This is a genomic window from Paracoccus sp. NIOT.M2S5SZ12, assembly GCF_057748165.1.
The window spans coordinates 151,884-169,923 of the sequence record NZ_JBYLFR010000005.1 but is presented as its reverse complement, the minus strand read 5'-3'; the positions used below and the strand labels follow the sequence as shown (position 1 = coordinate 169,923).

At 67.7% G+C, this 18,040-nt stretch carries 16 protein-coding genes; 10 read left to right on the top strand and 6 right to left on the bottom strand.

The features are described from left to right. Nucleotides 1-41: 41 nt before the first annotated feature. Nucleotides 42-1,079 (top strand): ABC transporter substrate-binding protein, encoded by a 1,038-nt coding sequence (locus AC2SGK_RS06815; RefSeq protein ID WP_488322830.1) that lies wholly within the window; start codon nucleotides 42-44, stop codon nucleotides 1,077-1,079. A gap of 54 nt (nucleotides 1,080-1,133) precedes the next feature. Here AC2SGK_RS06815 and AC2SGK_RS06810 read toward each other — a convergent pair whose 3' ends face one another. Both AC2SGK_RS06810 and hppD read right to left on the bottom strand, forming a co-directional pair. Then, a complete protein-coding gene (locus AC2SGK_RS06810) occupies nucleotides 1,134-1,499 on the bottom strand; it encodes a Rieske (2Fe-2S) protein (protein ID WP_488322829.1) in 366 nt (121 codons plus the stop codon). Between the two features lie 43 nt (nucleotides 1,500-1,542). After that, a complete protein-coding gene (hppD, locus tag AC2SGK_RS06805) occupies nucleotides 1,543-2,655 on the bottom strand; it encodes a 4-hydroxyphenylpyruvate dioxygenase (RefSeq protein WP_488322859.1) in 1,113 nt (370 codons plus the stop codon). A gap of 128 nt (nucleotides 2,656-2,783) precedes the next feature. Here hppD and AC2SGK_RS06800 point away from each other — a divergent pair, with 128 nt between their 5' ends. The 3 genes from AC2SGK_RS06800 to metH all read left to right on the top strand — a co-directional run bounded on the left by AC2SGK_RS06800 (nucleotide 2,784) and on the right by metH (nucleotide 7,075). Then, complete coding sequence (locus AC2SGK_RS06800) at nucleotides 2,784-3,236, top strand: Lrp/AsnC family transcriptional regulator (RefSeq protein ID WP_488322828.1); 453 nt, start codon at nucleotides 2,784-2,786, stop codon at nucleotides 3,234-3,236. A gap of 94 nt (nucleotides 3,237-3,330) precedes the next feature. Next, complete coding sequence (locus AC2SGK_RS06795; RefSeq protein WP_488322827.1) at nucleotides 3,331-4,368, top strand: homocysteine S-methyltransferase family protein; 1,038 nt, start codon at nucleotides 3,331-3,333, stop codon at nucleotides 4,366-4,368. Then, the gene (gene metH / locus AC2SGK_RS06790; protein ID WP_488322826.1) at nucleotides 4,361-7,075 is read left to right on the top strand and encodes a methionine synthase; all 2,715 of its coding nucleotides are present in this window, start codon (nucleotides 4,361-4,363) and stop codon (nucleotides 7,073-7,075) included. Before AC2SGK_RS06795 ends, metH begins: the two co-directional genes overlap by 8 nt. Before the next feature lie 33 nt (nucleotides 7,076-7,108). On the opposite strand, the gene betA is transcribed toward metH, so the two are convergent. From betA to betI, 3 genes are read right to left on the bottom strand one after another with little or no spacing between them, the layout of a single operon-like run. Next, nucleotides 7,109-8,758, bottom strand: coding sequence for a choline dehydrogenase (betA, locus tag AC2SGK_RS06785; RefSeq protein WP_488322825.1), 1,650 nt, complete (start codon nucleotides 8,756-8,758; stop codon nucleotides 7,109-7,111). After that, nucleotides 8,745-10,190 carry a betaine-aldehyde dehydrogenase gene (gene betB / locus AC2SGK_RS06780; protein ID WP_488322824.1) on the bottom strand — a complete coding sequence of 482 codons (1,446 nt, stop codon included), beginning with the start codon at nucleotides 10,188-10,190 and terminating at the stop codon, nucleotides 8,745-8,747. The genes betA and betB overlap by 14 nt, the downstream gene beginning before the upstream one ends. Next, the gene (betI, locus tag AC2SGK_RS06775; protein ID WP_488322823.1) at nucleotides 10,187-10,753 is read right to left on the bottom strand and encodes a transcriptional regulator BetI; all 567 of its coding nucleotides are present in this window, start codon (nucleotides 10,751-10,753) and stop codon (nucleotides 10,187-10,189) included. The genes betB and betI overlap by 4 nt, the downstream gene beginning before the upstream one ends. Before the next feature lie 88 nt (nucleotides 10,754-10,841). Between betI and choX the strand changes: the two genes are divergently transcribed. From choX to choV, 3 genes are read left to right on the top strand one after another with little or no spacing between them, the layout of a single operon-like run. Next, entirely contained in the window at nucleotides 10,842-11,783 is a 942-nt protein-coding gene (choX, locus tag AC2SGK_RS06770) for a choline ABC transporter substrate-binding protein (RefSeq protein WP_488322822.1), read from the top strand. A gap of 55 nt (nucleotides 11,784-11,838) precedes the next feature. Beyond that, nucleotides 11,839-12,687 carry a choline ABC transporter permease subunit gene (gene choW / locus AC2SGK_RS06765; protein ID WP_488322821.1) on the top strand — a complete coding sequence of 283 codons (849 nt, stop codon included), beginning with the start codon at nucleotides 11,839-11,841 and terminating at the stop codon, nucleotides 12,685-12,687. After that, on the top strand, nucleotides 12,684-13,688 hold the full coding sequence (choV, locus tag AC2SGK_RS06760) for a choline ABC transporter ATP-binding protein (protein WP_488322820.1): 1,005 nt from the start codon (nucleotides 12,684-12,686) through the stop codon (nucleotides 13,686-13,688). Before choW ends, choV begins: the two co-directional genes overlap by 4 nt. Here choV and AC2SGK_RS06755 read toward each other — a convergent pair. Next, nucleotides 13,685-14,551, bottom strand: a complete 867-nt coding sequence (locus tag AC2SGK_RS06755; RefSeq protein ID WP_488322819.1) for an ABC transporter permease — start codon at nucleotides 14,549-14,551, stop codon at nucleotides 13,685-13,687. The genes choV and AC2SGK_RS06755 overlap by 4 nt on opposite strands. A 138-nt stretch (nucleotides 14,552-14,689) precedes the next feature. Between AC2SGK_RS06755 and AC2SGK_RS06750 the strand changes: the two genes are divergently transcribed. From AC2SGK_RS06750 to AC2SGK_RS06740, 3 genes are all read left to right on the top strand, one after another. Continuing rightward, complete coding sequence (locus tag AC2SGK_RS06750; protein ID WP_488322818.1) at nucleotides 14,690-16,075, top strand: KpsE/RkpR family capsule polysaccharide export protein; 1,386 nt, start codon at nucleotides 14,690-14,692, stop codon at nucleotides 16,073-16,075. Next, on the top strand, nucleotides 16,072-16,740 hold the full coding sequence (locus tag AC2SGK_RS06745) for an ABC transporter ATP-binding protein (RefSeq protein ID WP_488322817.1): 669 nt from the start codon (nucleotides 16,072-16,074) through the stop codon (nucleotides 16,738-16,740). Before AC2SGK_RS06750 ends, AC2SGK_RS06745 begins: the two co-directional genes overlap by 4 nt. Nucleotides 16,741-16,849: 109 nt before the next feature. Beyond that, nucleotides 16,850-18,025 carry an NAD-dependent epimerase/dehydratase family protein gene (locus AC2SGK_RS06740; RefSeq protein WP_488322816.1) on the top strand — a complete coding sequence of 392 codons (1,176 nt, stop codon included), beginning with the start codon at nucleotides 16,850-16,852 and terminating at the stop codon, nucleotides 18,023-18,025. Nucleotides 18,026-18,040: the final 15 nt, after the last annotated feature.

Genomic DNA, 18,040 nt, shown 5'->3' with positions numbered 1-18,040 from the left:
TAGCGTCGTGGCCAAACCGACCAACAGAGAGGCCAGATTTCATGCGCTTGCTGACAACCACCATCCTGGCCGCGGCCGCCCTGCCGGCCTGGGCCGCCGACCCGGAACTGACCGTCTTCGACTGGGCAGGCTTCGAGGAGCCGACCATCTTCCAGGCTTACGTGGACAAGCACGGCGACAGCCCGACCTATGCCTTCTACGGCGATGACGACGAGGCGTTCCAGAAGGTCGCGTCAGGGTTCAAGGCGGACGTGATCCACCCCTGCAGCCAGATGGTCGGCAAGTATCGCGACGCCGGCCTGATCGAGCCTTGGGACACCTCGCGCATCCCGAACTTCGAGCAGATCGAGGAGCGGTTCCTGGACAGCGACGTCTTCCGCGACGACCAAGGCGTCTGGTTCATCCCGACCGATTGGGGCGCGACCGCTATCGCCTACAACACCGAGACGGTGCCGGCCGAGGACGTGGCCAGCCTGAGCGTCTTCACCAACCCGAAATATCAGGGCCGCACCTCGCTGCCCGACAGCTCGGACGATGTCTGGGCGCTGGCCTATCTGGCCACCGGCGTCACCGACTGGTCCGCGGTCACGGACGAGCAGTTCCAGGCCGCCGCCGCCTGGCTGCGCGAGGCGCATGTCAACGTCGCGGCCTATTGGGCCGATCCGTCCGAACAGGCGCAGCTGATGGCGTCGGGCGCGGTGGACGTGGCCTGGTCGTGGAACGACGGCGTGGTCTATCTGCAGGCCGACGACTATCCGGTGGGCTTTCAGCGCGAGCCGGCGGAAGGGTCGTCGACCTTCTTCTGCGGCTATGTGAACGTCAAGGACGGTCCGGGCAGCGAAGACAAGGCCTATGACTTCATCAACGCCTGGCTGGAGCCGACTGCGGCCAAGGCGCTGCTGGACACGATCGGCTATGGCCACACCTCGGCCGAGGCGATGGCGACCATCGCGGACGAGCCCGCCGTGGCCGAGGGCCTGGCCGAGATCGACGCGCCGGTCCTGGCCCAGACCCCCAACGATCCCGAGCTGCGCCAGCGTCAGCTGGCCGAATTTGAGAAGATCAAAGCCGGGTTCTGAACCGAACCGTGGGCAGCCGGGGGCTTCGCGCCCCCGGACCCCCGCGGGATATTTTCATGAAGAAGAACAAGGGGCGATCACGATGTGGTCGCCCTGCTGCATGACCGGCACCGCGTCCAGGCCGCAATCGGCCCCGGACAGTGCAGCCCCCGTCGACTTGTCGAAGCTGGCGCCATGCGCGGTGCACAGAAGCCGCGTGCCGTCCGCCGAGAGCAGGGTCGATCCGCGATAGTCCAGCGGCAGATACTGATGCGGGCAGGCGTTGACGAAGGCCCGCACGGCGTCGCCGTCGCGCAGCACGATCAGCGGGAAGGCCCCGCGTTCGGTCGTGACGGTCAGGGAATGCACGCCGGTGATCGCGGCCGCCGCGCAGATGCGGGTGCCGGGGACGGGCGCGCTGCTGTAGTCGGTCCAGGCCATGATGATCGGCGCGGCGGCCTCCCCGCCGCCGCGCCGCTCCTCCCTACTGGGCCGGGGTGGCGGTCAGCACGCCGCGCCGGATCTGGTCCTCCTCGATCGACTCGAACAGGGCGCGGAAGTTGCCCTCGCCGAAGCCGTCATCGCCCTTGCGCTGGATGAACTCGAAGAAGATCGGCCCGATCACCGTCTTGGAGAAGATCTGCAGCAGGATACGGGTCTCTCCGCCGCCCACGTCGCCCTCGCCGTCGATCAGGATGCCGCGGGCCTTCATCCGCTCGATGGGCTCCTCATGGCCCTTCACCCGGCGGTGCGACATCTCGTAATAGGTGTCGGGGGGGCCGGGCATGAACTCCATCCCCGCCTCGGCGATGCGGTCGGTGCCGGCATAGATGTCATTGGAGGCGATGGCGATATGCTGGATTCCCTCGCCCTTATATTCGCGCAGATATTCCTCGATCTGGCTGTGCTCGTCGGTGCTCTCGTTGATCGGGATGCGGATCTTGCCGCAGGGCGAGGTCAGGGCGCGGCTGACCAGTCCGGTCTGCTTGCCCTTGATGTCGAAATACTTGATCTCGCGGAAGTTGAACGTGTCGTGGTAGAACTTGTACCACGTGTCCATATTGCCGCGGATCACGTTGTGGGTCAGGTGATCCAGATAGAAGAAGCCGAACCCCTCCGGCTTCGGATCGGCCTCGCCCAGCCACTCGTAATCCGCGTCATAGGCGCTGCCCGCATCGCCGTAGCGGTCGATGAAATACAGAAGCGACCCGCCGATGCCCAGGACCGCCGGCGCCTCGATCGACTTGCCCGGCCCGGTATATTCCGTGGCGCCCAGCTCGACCGCGCGGCGCAGCGCCACCTGCGCGTCCACGACGCGCCAGGCCATCGCGGGGGCGCAGGGGCCGTGTTCGGCCACGAAGCCCGCCGCGTGGCTGTCCGCTTCCGCGTTCAGCACATAGGTGATGTCGCCCTGACGATAGAGGGTGATGTCCTTGCCGCGATGCCGCGCCACGGGCACGAAGCCCATCTGCCGGAAGATGCGGTCCAGCACGGCCGGGTCGGGATGGGCGTATTCGACGAATTCGAACCCGTCGGTGCCGGCCGGGTTGGTGGCGCTGATCGTGGCCTTGGGGGCATCATGCGGGAACGGACCCATGTGCATCTCTCCTTCTCTTTGCGCCATCATGCCGGGCGGGCCGCGCATGGCGGTTGCAAAGCGGGGCGCGGATCGGCAATGATCGCACGAAGCGTGCATCATCGGCGCGCATCACGCATGGATCGCGCATGGACCGCTTCGATACCGCAATTCTGGCCGCATTGCAGCGCGACGGCGCCCTGACCAATGCAGCCCTGGCCGAGGTGGTGGGCCTGTCGGCCAGCCAGATCTCGCGCCGGCGGGCGGCGCTGGAGGCCGAGGGCGTGATCGAGGGCTATGCCGCGCGGCTGTCGCCCGCGAGGCTGGGCCACGGGTTCCGCGCGATCATCCGCGTCAACCTGCGCGGCCACGGCCAGGGCCGGGAGGAGGAGTTCGCGCGCTTCGTCGCCGCGCAGCCGATGATCCGGCGGGCCTTCTCGGTCTCGGGGGACGCGGACTATGTGCTGGACGTGCGCGGGCGCGACCTGGAGGCCTTTGCCGATTTCGTCCACCGCCACCTGCTGCCGCATCCGCAGGTGGCACAGGTCCGGTCCGAGATCGTCCTGAAGACCCTGAAGGACGAAGGCGGCGTTGCGCTTTGACATGCGCGCCGTTCATGATCTTGTCCAGAACTATGAATTTGCCGCCCGCGCCCCGAGCGCCTATATCACGGGCTGCAACCGAAAGGCCCGTCCCATGCCCCTGCCCCTCTCTCCCGCCTTTGCGGCCCTGAACAAGGCCGCATCCGAACGCATCCTGATCCTGGACGGCGCGATGGGCACGCAGATCCAGGCCCTGTCCCTGGGCGAGGACGACTATACCGGCCGCGGGTCCGGCCATGTCTGCCGCCATCACACCGACCACCCGCAGCAGGGCAACAACGACCTGCTGGTGCTGACCCAGCCCGAGGCGGTCGAGGAGATCCATTACCGCTATGCCATGGCGGGCGCCGACATCGTCGAGACGAACACCTTTTCCGCCACGACCATCGCCCAGGCCGATTACGGGCTGGGCGAGGCCGTGCACGACCTGAACGTCGAGGGCGCCCGCGTGGTCCGCCGCGCGCTGGACCGCGCCACGGCCCAGGACGGGCGGCCGCGCTTTGTCGCGGGCGCGATCGGGCCGACGAACCGCACCGCCTCCATGAGCCCGGACGTGAACGACCCCGGATACCGCGCCGTGACCTTCGAGGACCTGCGCACAGCCTATCTGCAGCAGGCGCGCGGGTTGATCCAGGGCGGCTCCGACATCCTGCTGATCGAGACGATCTTCGACACGCTGAACGCCAAGGCCGCGATCTTCGCCTGCATCCAGGCGATGGAGGAACATGGGGCACGCCTGCCCCTGATGATCTCGGGGACCATCACCGATGCCTCGGGGCGCACCCTGTCGGGGCAGACGCCGACCGCCTTCTGGCATTCGGTGCGCCATGCGAATCCCTGGACCATCGGGCTGAACTGCGCGCTAGGCGCGGCCGCGATGCGCCCGCACCTGGCCGAGCTGTCGCAGGTGGCCGACACGCTGATCTGCGCCTATCCCAATGCGGGCCTGCCCAATGCCTTCGGGCAATATGACGAAGGCCCCCATGACACCGCCCCCCAGGTCGCCGATTTCGCGCGCGAGGGGCTGGTGAACGTCGTCGGCGGCTGCTGCGGCACGACCCCCGACCATATCCGCGCCATCGCCGAAGCCGTGGCCCCCTTCGCCCCCAGAAAGGTGCCCGCCTATGCCTGATCGTCATCTGCGCCTCTCGGGGCTTGAGCCCTTCGTCCTGACCCCGGACATCCCCTTCGTGAACGTGGGCGAACGCACCAACGTCACCGGCTCGGCCCGTTTCCGCAAGCTGATCAAGGAGCGCGATTACGCGACCGCCCTGGAGGTCGCCCGCGATCAGGTCGAGAACGGCGCCCAGATCATCGACATCAACATGGATGAGGGCCTGATCGATTCGAAGGCCGCGATGGTCGAGTTCCTGAACCTGCTGGCGGCCGAGCCCGACATCGCCCGCGTGCCGATCATGATCGACAGCTCCAAATGGGAGGTGATCGAGGCGGGCCTGCAATGCGTGCAGGGCAAGCCGGTCGTCAACTCGATCAGCATGAAGGAGGGCGAGGAGCCGTTCCGCCACCAGGCGCGGCTGTGCCTGGCCTATGGCGCGGCCGTCGTGGTCATGGCCTTCGACGAGCAGGGCCAGGCCGACACCGCCGCCCGCAAGATCGAGATCTGCAAGCGGGCCTACGACATCCTGGTGAACGAGGTGGGCTTCCCGCCCGAGGACATCATCTTCGATCCCAACATCTTCGCCGTGGCCACGGGCATCGAGGAGCACAACAATTACGGCGTCGACTTCATCGAGGCGACCCGCTGGATCAGGCAGAACCTGCCCCATGCGCATGTGTCGGGCGGCGTGTCGAACCTCAGCTTCAGCTTCCGCGGCAACGAGCCGGTGCGCGAGGCGATGCATGCCGTGTTCCTCTATCACGCCATCAAGGCGGGGATGGACATGGGCATCGTCAATGCGGGCCAGCTGGCGGTCTATGACCAGATCGACCCCGATCTGCGCGAGGCCTGCGAGGATGTCGTCCTGAACCGCCGTCCGGACGCGACCGAGCGCCTGCTGGAGATCGCCGAGCGGTTCCGGGGCGACGGCCAGGGCGCCAAGCGCGAGAAGGACCTGTCCTGGCGCGAATGGCCGTTGGAGAAGCGGCTGGAGCATGCGCTGGTCAACGGCATTACCGAATATATCGACGCCGATACCGAGGAGGCCCGCCAGGCCGCCGAACGCCCGCTGCATGTCATCGAAGGCCCGCTGATGGCGGGGATGAACGTGGTGGGCGATCTGTTCGGTGCGGGCAAGATGTTCCTGCCGCAGGTGGTGAAATCGGCCCGCGTGATGAAGCAGGCCGTGGCCGTCCTCCTGCCCTACATGGAGGAGGAGAAACGCCTGTCGGGCGGCGAGGGCCGCGAAAGCGCCGGCAAGGTGCTGATGGCGACGGTGAAGGGCGATGTCCATGACATCGGCAAGAACATCGTGGGTGTCGTGCTGGCCTGCAACAATTTCGAGGTGATCGACCTGGGCGTGATGGTCCCGCCGCAAAAGATCCTGCAGGTGGCGCGCGACGAGAAGGTGGACATCATCGGCCTCTCGGGCCTGATCACCCCGTCCCTGGACGAGATGGTGCATCTGGCCTCGGAGATGGAGCGCGAGGGCATGTCGATCCCCCTGCTGATCGGCGGCGCGACCACCTCCAAGATCCACACGGCGGTCAAGATCGCGCCGCGTTACGTCAAGGGTCAGGCCGTCTATGTGACCGATGCCAGCCGCGCGGTGGGGGTCGCCTCGGCGCTTCTGTCGCCCGAGCGCAAGGCCGCCTATGCCGAGGAGATCCGCGCCGAATACGCCACCGTGGCCGAGCGTCACGAACGCTCCGAGGCCGCCAAGACCCGTCTGCCGCTGGCAAAGGCGCGGGCCAATGCGCTGAAGATCGACTGGTCGGGTTACGCGCCCAAGGCGCCCGGCTTCACCGGAACACGCGTGATCGAGGACTGGGATCTGGCCGAGATCGCGCGATACATCGACTGGACGCCGTTCTTCCAGACCTGGGAGCTGAAGGGCGTCTATCCGCGCATCCTGGAGGATGAGAAGCAGGGCGAGGCCGCCCGTGCGCTGTTCCAGGACGCGCAGGAGATGCTGGCCCGGATCATTGAAGGGCAGTGGTTCCGGCCCCGCGCCGTGCTGGGCTTCTGGCCCGCCAATGCCATAGGCGACGACATCCGCCTGTGGACGGACGGCACGCGCCGGACGCCCCTGGCCACGCTGCACACGCTGCGCCAGCAGGTGACCAAGCGCGGCGACCGCCCGAACGTGGCCCTGTCCGATTTCGTGGCCCCCGAAGGCATCCCCGATCATGTCGGCGGCTTCGTCGTGACCGCCGGTCCCGAGGAGGCCGAGATCGCCGCCCGCTACGAGCGCGCGAACGATGATTACGGCGCGATCATGGTCAAGGCGCTGGCCGACCGCTTTGCCGAGGCGATGGCCGAGATGCTGCATGAACGCGTCCGCCGCGAGCATTGGGGCTATGCCCCGGACGAGGCGTTCAGCCCCGAGGAGCTGGTGGCCGAGCCCTATGCGGGCATCCGCCCCGCGCCCGGCTATCCGGCGCAGCCCGACCATACCGAGAAGCTGACCCTGTTCAGCCTCTTGGATGCCGAGGCCGCGACGGGGGTCACGCTCACGGAAAGCATGGCGATGTGGCCGGGGTCGTCGGTCTCGGGCCTCTATATCGGCCATCCCGACAGCTATTACTTCGGCGTGGCCAAGATCGAGGAGGATCAGGCCCGCGATTATGCGACCCGCAAGGGCTGGTCCCTGGAGGAGGCCGAACGCTGGCTGGCCCCGGTGCTGAACTATCAGCCGGGCCGCACCGCGGTCGACGCGTAGGAAAAAGGCCCGGAGCGATCCGGGCCTTTTGCATTACAGGGTCTCGCGCAGCATCGCACGGCCCAAGATATGATCGGCGGCCTTCTCTCCGGTCATGATCGACGGGCCGTTCAGGTTGCCGTTGGTGATGCGCGGAAAGATCGAACTGTCCGCGACGCGCAGGCCCTCGACTCCGATCACCCGCAGCTCCGGGTCCACGACCGCCATCGGATCGTCCGCCGCCCCCATCATGGCCGAGCCGCAGGGGTGATAGGCCGATTCCGCATGCTCGCGGACGAAGGCGTCGATCTGATCGTCGGTCTGGACGTCCGCGCCCGGCTGGATCTCGTCGCCGCGATATTCGGCGAAGACCGGCTGATCGAAGATGCGGCGCGTGTGGCGGACGCAGGCGCGGAACTCCTCCCAATCCTCGGGCTGGGACATGTAGTTGAAGCGGATCTCGGGGGCCACGCTCGGATCGCCCGAGGCCAGCCGGATCGTGCCGCGCGACTTCGACCGCATCGGCCCGACATGGGCTTGGAACCCGTGCCCCTTGGCCGCCGACTTGCCGTCATAGCGCACGGCCAGCGGCAGGAAGTGATACTGGATGTCGGGATAGTCCTTGTCGTCGCTGGACCGGATGAAGCCGCAGCTTTCGAACTGGTTCGACGCGCCGAGGCCCGTCTTCTGCAGCAGCCATTCGACCCCGACCCGGCCTTTGCCCAGCAGGTTGTAGTAGGTGTAGAGCGTCACCGGCTTCAGCGACTTGTACTGCATGTAGATCTCCAGGTGATCCTGCAGGTTGCCGCCCACGCCCGGCCGGTCGGCCAAGGCGGTGATGCCGTGCTGGGCCAGATGCTCGCGCGGGCCGATGCCCGACAGCATCAGGAGTTTCGGTGTGTTGATCGAGCTGGCCGAGACGATCACCTCGCGCGCGGCCATCACGGCCATGATCTGGCCCTTGTGCTCCAGCTCGACCCCGATGGCGCGACGGTCCCGGAACAGCACGCGGCGCGCCAGGCCCCGGACCACGGTCAGCAGGCCGGTCTTCTTCGCCGGGCGCAGATAGGCGTTGGCGGCGGACCAGCGGCGGCCCTTCCAGATGGTCGCCTCCATCGGGCCGAAACCCTCCTGCTTTTCGCCGTTATAGTCGTCGGTGCGCGGCCAGCCGGCCTCCTCGCCCGCCTTGATGAATGTGTTGAACAGCGGGTTCTTGCGCTTGCCGCGGGTGATGTGCAGCGGCCCGTCGGTCCCGCGCCAGGGCGAGGTCTGCGCCCCGGTCGGATCGCCGTGCCAGGTCTCCATCCGCTTGAAATAGGGCAGCACGCCCGCATAGTCCCAGCCCGCGGCGCCGCTGTCGGCCCAGTGCTGATAGTCCAGCGGGTTGCCCCGCACGAAGACCATGCCGTTGATCGAGGACGACCCGCCGATCACCTTGCCGCGCGGCGTGGCCAAGGTCCGCCCGCCCAGATGCGGTTCGGGCTGGCTGGCGAAACCCCAGTCATAGCGGCTCATGTTCATCGGATAGGACAGCGCGCCCGGCATCTGGATGAAGGGGCCGACATCGCTGCCGCCATATTCGATCAGCGTGACGCTGCGCCCGGCCTCGGTCAGGCGGTAAGCCAGCGCGCAGCCCGCGCTGCCCGCGCCGATGATGACGTAATCGGCCTGCTTGGCCGCTTTCGGCAGATCAGTAGGGTGCATCGACGCCTCCCATGCCCACATAGACGGATTTCAGCTGGCTGTAATGCTCGATCGCGGCGGCGGCATTCTCGCGGCCCAGACCCGACAGCTTGACGCCGCCGAAGGGCATCTCGACCGGCGTCAGGTTGTAGGTGTTGATCCAGCAGGTCCCGGCCTCCAGCGCCGCGATGACGCGATGGGCACGGGTCAGGTCCTGGGTGAAGACGCCCGCGGCCAGGCCGAAGCCCGTGCCATTCGCACGGCCGATCACCTCGGCCTCGTCGACGAAGCTCAGCGCGGTCATGACCGGGCCGAAGATCTCGTCGGTCGCAATGGTCATGTCGTCGGTCGCGTCCGCGAATACGGTGGGCGGGATGAAGGCCCCCTCCCCCTCGCCGCCGCAGACCAGCCGCGCGCCAGCATCCACGCCCGCGCGGATCGCGGCGCGGATCTTGGCGGCCTGGGCCGGGTTGATGATCGGGCCGTGGTTCGTGTCGGGGTCCAGCGGGTCGCCCATGCGGACGCCCTGCACGCGCTCGGCCAGGCGGGCCAGGAATTCGTCCTTGATGCCCTCCTGCAGGAAGACGCGCGTGCCGTTCGAGCAGATCTGCCCCGAGCTGTAGAAGTTCGCAAGGATCGCGGCGCTGACCGCATCCTCCAGGTTCGCGTCGTCAAAGACGATCAGGGGCGACTTGCCGCCCAGCTCCATCGTGACATGGCGCATGCCCTCGGCGGCGGCGGCATAGACGCGGCGGCCCGTGGGCACCGATCCGGTCAGCGAGACCTTGGCCACGTTCGGGTCGGTCACCAGCGCGGCCCCCACCGCGCCGCGGCCCTGCACGACGTTGAAGACGCCCGGCGGCATCCCCGCCTCGATGAAGATTTCCGCCAATTTCAAGGCCCCTAGCGGCGTTTCCTCGGACGGCTTGAAGACCATGGTGTTGCCCATGACCAGCGCGGGCGCGGCCTTCCAGCAGGCGATCTGGCTGGGATAGTTCCAGGCCCCGATGCCCGCGCAGACGCCAAGCGCCTCGCGCCGCGTATAGGCCCAATCTGCGCCCAACGGAATCATCTGCCCGGTCAGGGTCGCGGCCAGCCCGCCGAAATATTCCAGCGACGCCGCCCCCGAGGGCCAGTCCGCGACCAGCGTCTCCTGGATGGGCTTGCCGGTGTCCAGGGTCTCAAGGCGCGCGAGCTCCTCGTTGCGCTCCAGGATGAGGGCGGCGGCGCGCGACAGGATGCGGCCGCGTTCGACCGGGGCCATGGCGGCCCATGCGGGCTGGGCGGCGCGGGCCACGGCGCAGGCATGGGCCACCTGATCGGTCGTGGCCTCGCGCAGCGTGGCGATGGTGCTGCCGTCGAAGGCATAGCGGACGTCCAGCGTCTCGCCCTGCCCCTCGACCGGCTTGCCGCCGATGAAGAGGGACGCGGGGGGTTGTGCGGAAAGGCTCATGCAAGGGCCTCCTTCAGATAGGACATGATGGTGTTCAGCGCCGCATCGGCATCGGTCGGACCGGGGGTCAGGACCGCGCGCAGATAGACGCCGTCGATCAGCGCACCCAGGGTGTCGGCGGTGCGCGCGGGATGGTCGGTCAGCCCGCGCAGCGCCACGATCAGGTTCGAGTGCAGCCGGCGGTGATAGACGCGCAGGAGGCGCGCGGCCTCGGGCGAGGTCAGGGCCAGCGCATAGAAGTTCAGCCAGGCGCTGACCGTCTCGCGCTGAAAGTTCTGCGGGGCAAAGCTGGCCGCGATGATCGCGTCCAGCCGGCCCCGCGCGCCCCGCCCCGGCAGGGCATCCGACACGGATTGTCCGTAGGTGCGCAGGATGTAACGCATCGCCGCAAGAAAGATCTGCTCCTTGGAGCCGAAGTAATGATGCGCCAGGGCGGGCGACATGCCGGCCCGCTTGGCGATCTGCGCCACGGTCACGTCCAGCGACCCGGCGCGGCCGACCTCGAAGATCGCGGCATTGATCAGCGCTGCTTTTCGGATAGGCTCGGCCCCGAGTTTCGGCATGATTTGCACCTGCGGCAGAAGAAATTTGTTGCGTTGCCGTCTCCATGTAGCGTTAATTGACTGAACAATCAAGAACAGAGAGCCCATCATGACCCTTTCCCGCATTCTCGCGGCCCTTGCCGTGACGCCAGCGCTGGCCCTGCACCTGGCCGCGCAGGAGCCTGACAGCTGCCGCAAGGTGGTGTTCTCGGATGTCGGCTGGTCCGACATCACCGCGACCACGGCCATCGCCTCGACCGTGCTGCAGGCCTTGGGCTACGAGACCGAGACGCGCATCCTCTCCGTCCCGGTGACCTACACGGCGCTGTCCACCGACGACGTGGACGTGTTCCTGGGCAACTGGATGCCCACGATGGAGGCCGACATCGCCCCCTATCGCGACGCGGGCACCGTGAACACGGTCCGTACGAACCTGACCGGGGCGAAGTACACGCTGGCCGTGAACAAGGCGGGCGCCGATCTGGGCATCGCTGACTTTGCCGACATCGCCGCCCAGAGCGAGGCGCTGGACGGCAAGATCTACGGCATCGAGCCGGGCAATGACGGCAACCGCCTGCTGCTGGAGATGGTGGCGATGGACCAGTTCGACCTGGGCACGTTCGAGGTCGTCGAATCCAGCGAACAGGGCATGCTGGCCCAGGTCCAGCGCGCCACGAACAGCGATCAGCCGGTCGTGTTCCTGGGCTGGGAGCCCCATCCCATGAACGCCCAGTTCGAGATGACCTATCTGACCGGCGGCGACGCGATCTTCGGCCCCGACCTGGGCGGCGCCGAGGTGCGCACCAACACCCGCGCGGGCTATGTCGCAGAATGCCCGAACGTGGGCAAGTTTCTGCAGAACCTGGAATTCACTCTGGACATGGAGAACGAGGTCATGGGCGCAATCCTGAACGACGGCCAGGACCCGATGGAGGCCGCCCGCGACTGGCTGGCCGCCAACCCGGACGCGGCGACGCCCTGGCTGGTCGACGTGACCACCGCCGACGGCAACGACCCGCAGACCGCGCTGACCGAGGCGCTGGCGCAGTGACGGACCGGCCCCGGAGGCGACCGCCGGGGCCGTCGAACAGGCGAAGGGTGCAGGCATGGAACAGCTGACCGCGTGGGTCACCGACACCAAGATCCCCGTCGGCCGGACCGCCAAGACCGCCTTCGACTGGCTGAACGCCAATGCGGCAGGGGTCTTCGACGCGGTCTCGACCGTGATGGAGGCGCTGATCGACGCGGTGCTGACCGCGTTGGAGGCGCCCCACCCGTTCCTGTTCATCGCCCTGGCCATGGCGCTGACCTGGGCCCTGCAGCGGCGCGTCGGCACCTGCCTGCTGGTGGGGCTGGGCCTGCTCTTCGTGCTGAACCAGGGCTACTGGTCCGAGATGATGCAGTCCCTGACGCTGGTCCTGTCGGCCTGCATCGTCTGCATGGGGCTGGGCGTGCCCATCGGCATCGCGGCCGCCCACCGGCCGCGCCTCTATGCGGCGATGCGGCCGGTCCTGGACCTGATGCAGACGCTGCCGACCTTCGTCTATCTGATCCCGGCCATCGTCTTCTTCGGCATCGGCATGGTGCCGGGCCTGCTGGCCACCGTGATTTTCGTGCTGCCCGCGCCGATCCGCCTGACGCAGCTGGGGATCGCATCGACCCCGCCCGCGCTGGTCGAGGCCGCGACCGCTTTCGGCGCCACGCCCCGGCAGCTGCTGTGGAAGGTCGAGCTGCCCAGTGCCCTGCCCCAGATCATGGCCGGGCTGAACCAGACGATCATGCTGTCGCTCTCCATGGTGGTCATTGCCGCGCTGGTCGGTGCATCGGGCCTGGGTGTGCCGGTGGTGCGGGCGCTGAACAGCGTGAACACCGCCCTGGGGTTCGAATCGGGCATGGTGATCGTGGTCGTGGCGATCCTGCTGGACCGGATGCTGCGCATGGAGGGCCGCAAATGAACGCCGTCGAGTTCGACCGGGTCTGCATCGTCTTCGGCGATCATCCCGACCGCGCCCTGCCGCTGATGGACGAGGGGCTGGAGCGCGGCCCGATCAAGACCGAGACGGGCCAAGTCCTGGGCGTGCACGACTGCACCCTGTCCGTGGCGACCGGAGAGATCCTGGTCCTGATGGGCCTCTCCGGGTCGGGAAAATCCACGCTGCTCCGGGCGGTGAACGCGCTGAACCCGGTCTGTCGCGGAGAGGTCCGCATCCGGCGCGGCGGCCAGATGGTCAGCGTCACCGGCGCGGGCGGCCGCGCGCTGCGCGACATCCGCCTGCGCGACGTGGCCATGGTGTTCCAGCAGTTCGGCCTGCTGCCGTGGCGCAGCGTGCGCGAGAACGTGGGCCTGGGGCTGGAACTGGCGGGCCTCTCCGCCGCCGCGCGGCGCGAGGCGGTGGACCGCTATCTGGCGACCGTGGGCCTGTCGGACTGGGCCGAGCGCAAGGTGGGCGAGCTGTCGGGTGGCATGCAGCAGCGCGTGGGCCTGGCCCGCGCCTTCGCGACCGAGGCGCCGATCCTCTTGATGGACGAGCCCTTCAGCGCGCTGGACCCGCTGATCCGCGCGCGTCTTCAGGACGAGCTCCTGGAGCTGCAGGCCAAGACCGGGCGCACCATCATCTTCGTCAGCCACGACCTGGACGAGGCGTTCAAGCTGGGCAACCGCATCGCGCTGATGGAGGGGGGGCGCATCGTCCAGGTGGGCACCGCCCGCGACATCATCGCCAAGCCGGCCAACGGCTATGTGGCGGATTTCGTGGCGCACATGAACCCGCTCGGCGTGCTGACCGCCGAGGACGTGGCCGAGCCGGGCACAGCCGACGGCGATCCCGTGCCGCGCGACATGCCGGTCCGCGCGGTGATGGGCCTCTTGGCGGACCGCCCCGCCCTGCCGGTCGCGGGGGGCGGGCGCATCACGCAGGCGGCGGTTCTGGCGCGGCTGATCGACCCGCGCGGCTAGCTGTTCTGCAGGTCGCGGTGATAGCGCACCAGCAGCCCCAGCCCCAGGGCGAACAGCCCCAGACCCAGCCCGAACACATAGACATGGCTGACATAGTCGCCGACATAGCCCGGATAGAACGACCGCCGGATCTGTCCGATCACATGGATCATCGGGTTCCACCACAGCCAGTCCTGATAGGGCTGCGGCACGTCATCGAACATGAAGAAGATGCAGGACAGCAGGAAGAAGGGCCGCATCAGGATGGCCCACATCGGCTGCCACCAGCTGACCGCCTCGAACATGAAGCAGTTCATCGCGCCCACGCCGGAGGCCACCACCAGCATCATCGCCATGCCGACCGCGATCGCGTCCAGCTGCGGGTCGGCGCGGCTTTCGGATGTCATGTAGATGAAGCCGAAGATCACCGTGGCGACCATGATCTGCGTCACCGCGTTGAACAGGATCCGCGCGACCAGGGCGTCCACGAAGGTCACCGCCGGATAGGAGAGCAGCGCCGCCGAATAGCGCACAGATCCCGCGACCTTGCCCGACACATCCAGATAGCCCATGAACGGCACCATCCCCGTCGCATAGAACAGCGCGAAGCTGGTCCCGATGGGCGGCTGCGCGAAGGCGACCGAGAAGATCGCCGTCAGCAGGATGATGCCGCCCACCGGCTCGGCGATGGCCCAGAAATAGCCGCCGGCATTGCGGCCGTGGCTGGTCTGCATCTCGCGCAGGATCAGCGCGGCGATGGCACGCAGGCTGGCGAAGCTGCGATGCTTGCGCACCTCGCGCAGCATGCGCGGGCCGGTCGGCGCACGGCGCTGCGGCAGGGGGGCACCGGTCGGTCCGGCGGGCGGAGGCAGGGTCTGCGTCATGACATCACGGCTTGGGGATCATGGGCGGAGGGGTCGGGCTCCGAGGCGCGATCACGTCTTCGGATCGGTGCTGGAACTGTTCTGCGCGCTTATGTATGACGGCGCCAGCAAGATCAACAAGACAGGCGGGGTAAGCGCATGTCCGCCCAGGACCCGAAATCCGGACCCGACACCACCGAGACCGGCACCGCGTCGGATCCCGCCCTCACGCCCGACGCCCCGGCTCAGGCCCAGACCGAAGCCAGGACCGCGGCCGAGGATCAGCCCAGACCCGCGCGGCAGACGCCCGCACAGGTCCGTCAGGCCCGTGCCAGGGCCGCGGCCCAGGCCGCCCGCGCAAGCCGCCTGCCCCCGCCCACGCCCGAGATGAAGGCCCGCATGCAGGCCGCGCTGGACCAGCCGGTCCTGCCGCCGGCCAGCACGGCGCAGCTGAAGCGCCGCCATTACGGCATGGCGCTGAGCTTCGTGCTGGTGGTGCTGCTGCCGGCGCTGCTGAGCGCAGCCTACATCTATACGCGCGCGGCCGATCAGTACGCCTCCTATGTCGGCTTCTCGGTGCGCAGCGAATCCGCGCCCAGTGCGACGGACGTGCTGGGGGGCATCGGCTCGCTTGTGGGGGTCACCTCCAGTTCGACCAGCGACACCGACATCCTCTACAAGTTCATCCAGAGCCGCGACTTGGTCGAGCGCGTGAACCAGCGCATCGACCTGCGCGCGGTCTGGTCCAAGGCGCCGGGCGATCCGGTCTTCGGCTTCAACGGGGGCGACGCGCTGGAGGACCTGGTCGAGGAATGGGAGCGCAAGGTCCGCATCCATTACGATTCGGGCATGATCGACCTGCGCATCCTGGCCTTCGATCCGCAGGACGCGCAGGACATCGCGGTCGCCATCCTCGAGGAGGGCGGCATCCTGATCAACCAGCTGAACGACATCGCCCGCGAGGACGCGCTGCGCTATGCCCGCGACGAGCTGGAGCGGGCCGAGGACCTGCTGCGCGAGGCGCGCCAGAACGTGACCGAGTTCCGCAACCGCTATCAGCTGGTCGATCCGGTGGCCGACGTGCAGGGCCAGATCGGCGTCGTCACCTCGCTCCAGCAGCAGCTGGCCGAGCAGCTGGTGGCCCTGGGCCTGCTGCGCGCCAACGCCCAGGACGGCGATCCGCGCATCGCCCAGTCCGAGCTGCGCATCCAGGTCATCCGCGACCAGATCGAGGCAGAGCGCCAGAAGTTCGGCTCCACCGGCGGCGAGGAGGCCCTGTCCGACGTGGTCGGCCAGTTCGAGATCCTGACCGTGGACCGCCAGTTCGCCGAGACCTCCTACACCGCCGCCCTGGCCAGCTTCGAGAGCGCCCGCGCCGAGGCCGTGCGGCAGTCGCGCTATCTGGCGCCCTACATCCGCCCGACCTTGGCCCAGGAGGCCGAGTTCCCGCAGCGCGAGCGCCTCGTCCTGATGATCGCGGGCTTTCTGGCGCTGTTCTGGGTCATCGGCAGCCTGATGTTCTACAGCCTGCGCGACCGGCGATGATCCATCTGCAGAACCTCTCCAAGACCTACACGCTGAACGGCAAGCACAAGGTGGTGGCCGACAACATCACAGCCACCTTTCCATCCGGCGTGTCGGTCGCGCTTCTGGGGCGCAACGGCGCGGGCAAGTCGTCGCTGCTGCGGATGATCTCGGGGGCGATGCTGCCGACCTCGGGCAAGGTCCTGTCCACGGGCACGATCAGCTGGCCGGTGGGCTTTGCCGGTTCCTTCAGCAAGGAGCTGACCGGAGAGCAGAACTGCCGCTTCGTCGCGCGCGTCTATGGCGTGGACACGGACGAGCTGCTGCATTTCGTCGAGGATTTCGCCGAGCTGGGCGACCATTTCCGCATGCCGATCCGCACCTATTCCTCGGGGATGCGGTCGCGGCTGGCCTTCGGGCTGTCCATGGCCGTCCCCTTCGACACCTATCTGGTGGACGAGGTCTCGGCCGTGGGGGACGCGGCCTTCAAGGCCAAGTCGAACCGCGTCTTCAACGAGCGCATGTCCAAGGCCGGCGCGATCGTGGTGGCCCATTCGATGGGTCTCCTGCGCCAGATCTGCCACATGGGCGCGGTGCTGGAGAAGGGTCGCCTGACCTTCTATGCCGATGTCGAGGAGGCGATCGAGGCGCATATGGCCAACATGCAGCCCGGCGCCTCCGGCTGATCCCTGCCTGTTTCATGACGCTTTGACGTCGCCGCACGATGCGCACTGGCGCGGCATCGCCATGCCCTATATTGATCCGAATGAATTGGACCCATTCGCAAGGCATATCATGAAGATCATCGTTCTGGGCGGAGACGGCTTCTGCGGCTGGCCCACGGCCCTGCACCTGTCGGCCCGCGGCCATGAGGTCGTGATCGTGGACAACCTGTCGCGCCGCAAGATCGACGTCGAGCTGGAGGTGACCTCGCTGACCCCGATCCGCCCCCTGGGAGAGCGTCTGCGCGCCTGGACCGAGGTGTCGGGCAAGGCGATCCGCGCGGTGGACCTGACGGTGGGCCAGAATTTCGACCGGCTGCTGGACCTGCTGGCCGAGGAGCGTCCCGACGCCATCGTCCACTTCGCAGAACAGCGCGCCGCGCCCTATTCGATGAAGTCGGCCCGCCACAAGCGCTATACGGTGAACAACAACCTGAACGCGACGCATGACGTGCTGGCCGCCATCGTCGAATCGGGTCAGGACATCCATCTGGTGCATCTGGGCACGATGGGCGTCTATGGCTACGGCACCGCGGGCATGAAGATTCCCGAGGGCTATCTGGACGTCACGGTGCAGACCGCGAACGGCCCCCACAGCCAGCAGATCCTCTACCCGGCCAATCCGGGCAGCATCTATCACATGACCAAGACGCAGGATCAGCTGTTCTTCTTCTATTACGCCAAGAATGACGGGCTGCGGATCACCGACCTGCATCAGGGCATCGTCTGGGGCACCCAGACCGCCGAGACGCAGATGGACGACCGGCTGATCAACCGCTTCGACTATGACGGCGATTACGGCACGGTGCTGAACCGCTTCCTGATGCAGGCGGCCATCGGATATCCGCTGACCGTGCATGGCACGGGCGGGCAGACCCGCGCCTTCATCCATATCCAGGACACCTGCCGCTGCATCGAACTCGCGATCCAGACCCCGCCCGCCCGGGGCGACCGCGTGCGCATCCTGAACCAGATGACCGAGACGCATCGCGTGCGCGACCTGGCGCAGATGATCGCGGCGCAGACCGGGACCGAGGTCGCCCATCTGCGCAATCCGCGCAATGAGGCCGACGAGAACGACCTCCATGTCGTGAATGACGGTTTCCTAGGGCTGGGCCTGAAGCCGATCACCCTGGCCGAGGGGCTTCTGGCCGAGGTCCGCGACGTGGCCCGCCGCTATGCCGACCGCTGCGACCGGGACAAGATCCCCTGCCTGTCGCAATGGCGCGCGGCGCAGGCGGCGGAGTGACGGATCGGGGCGGGT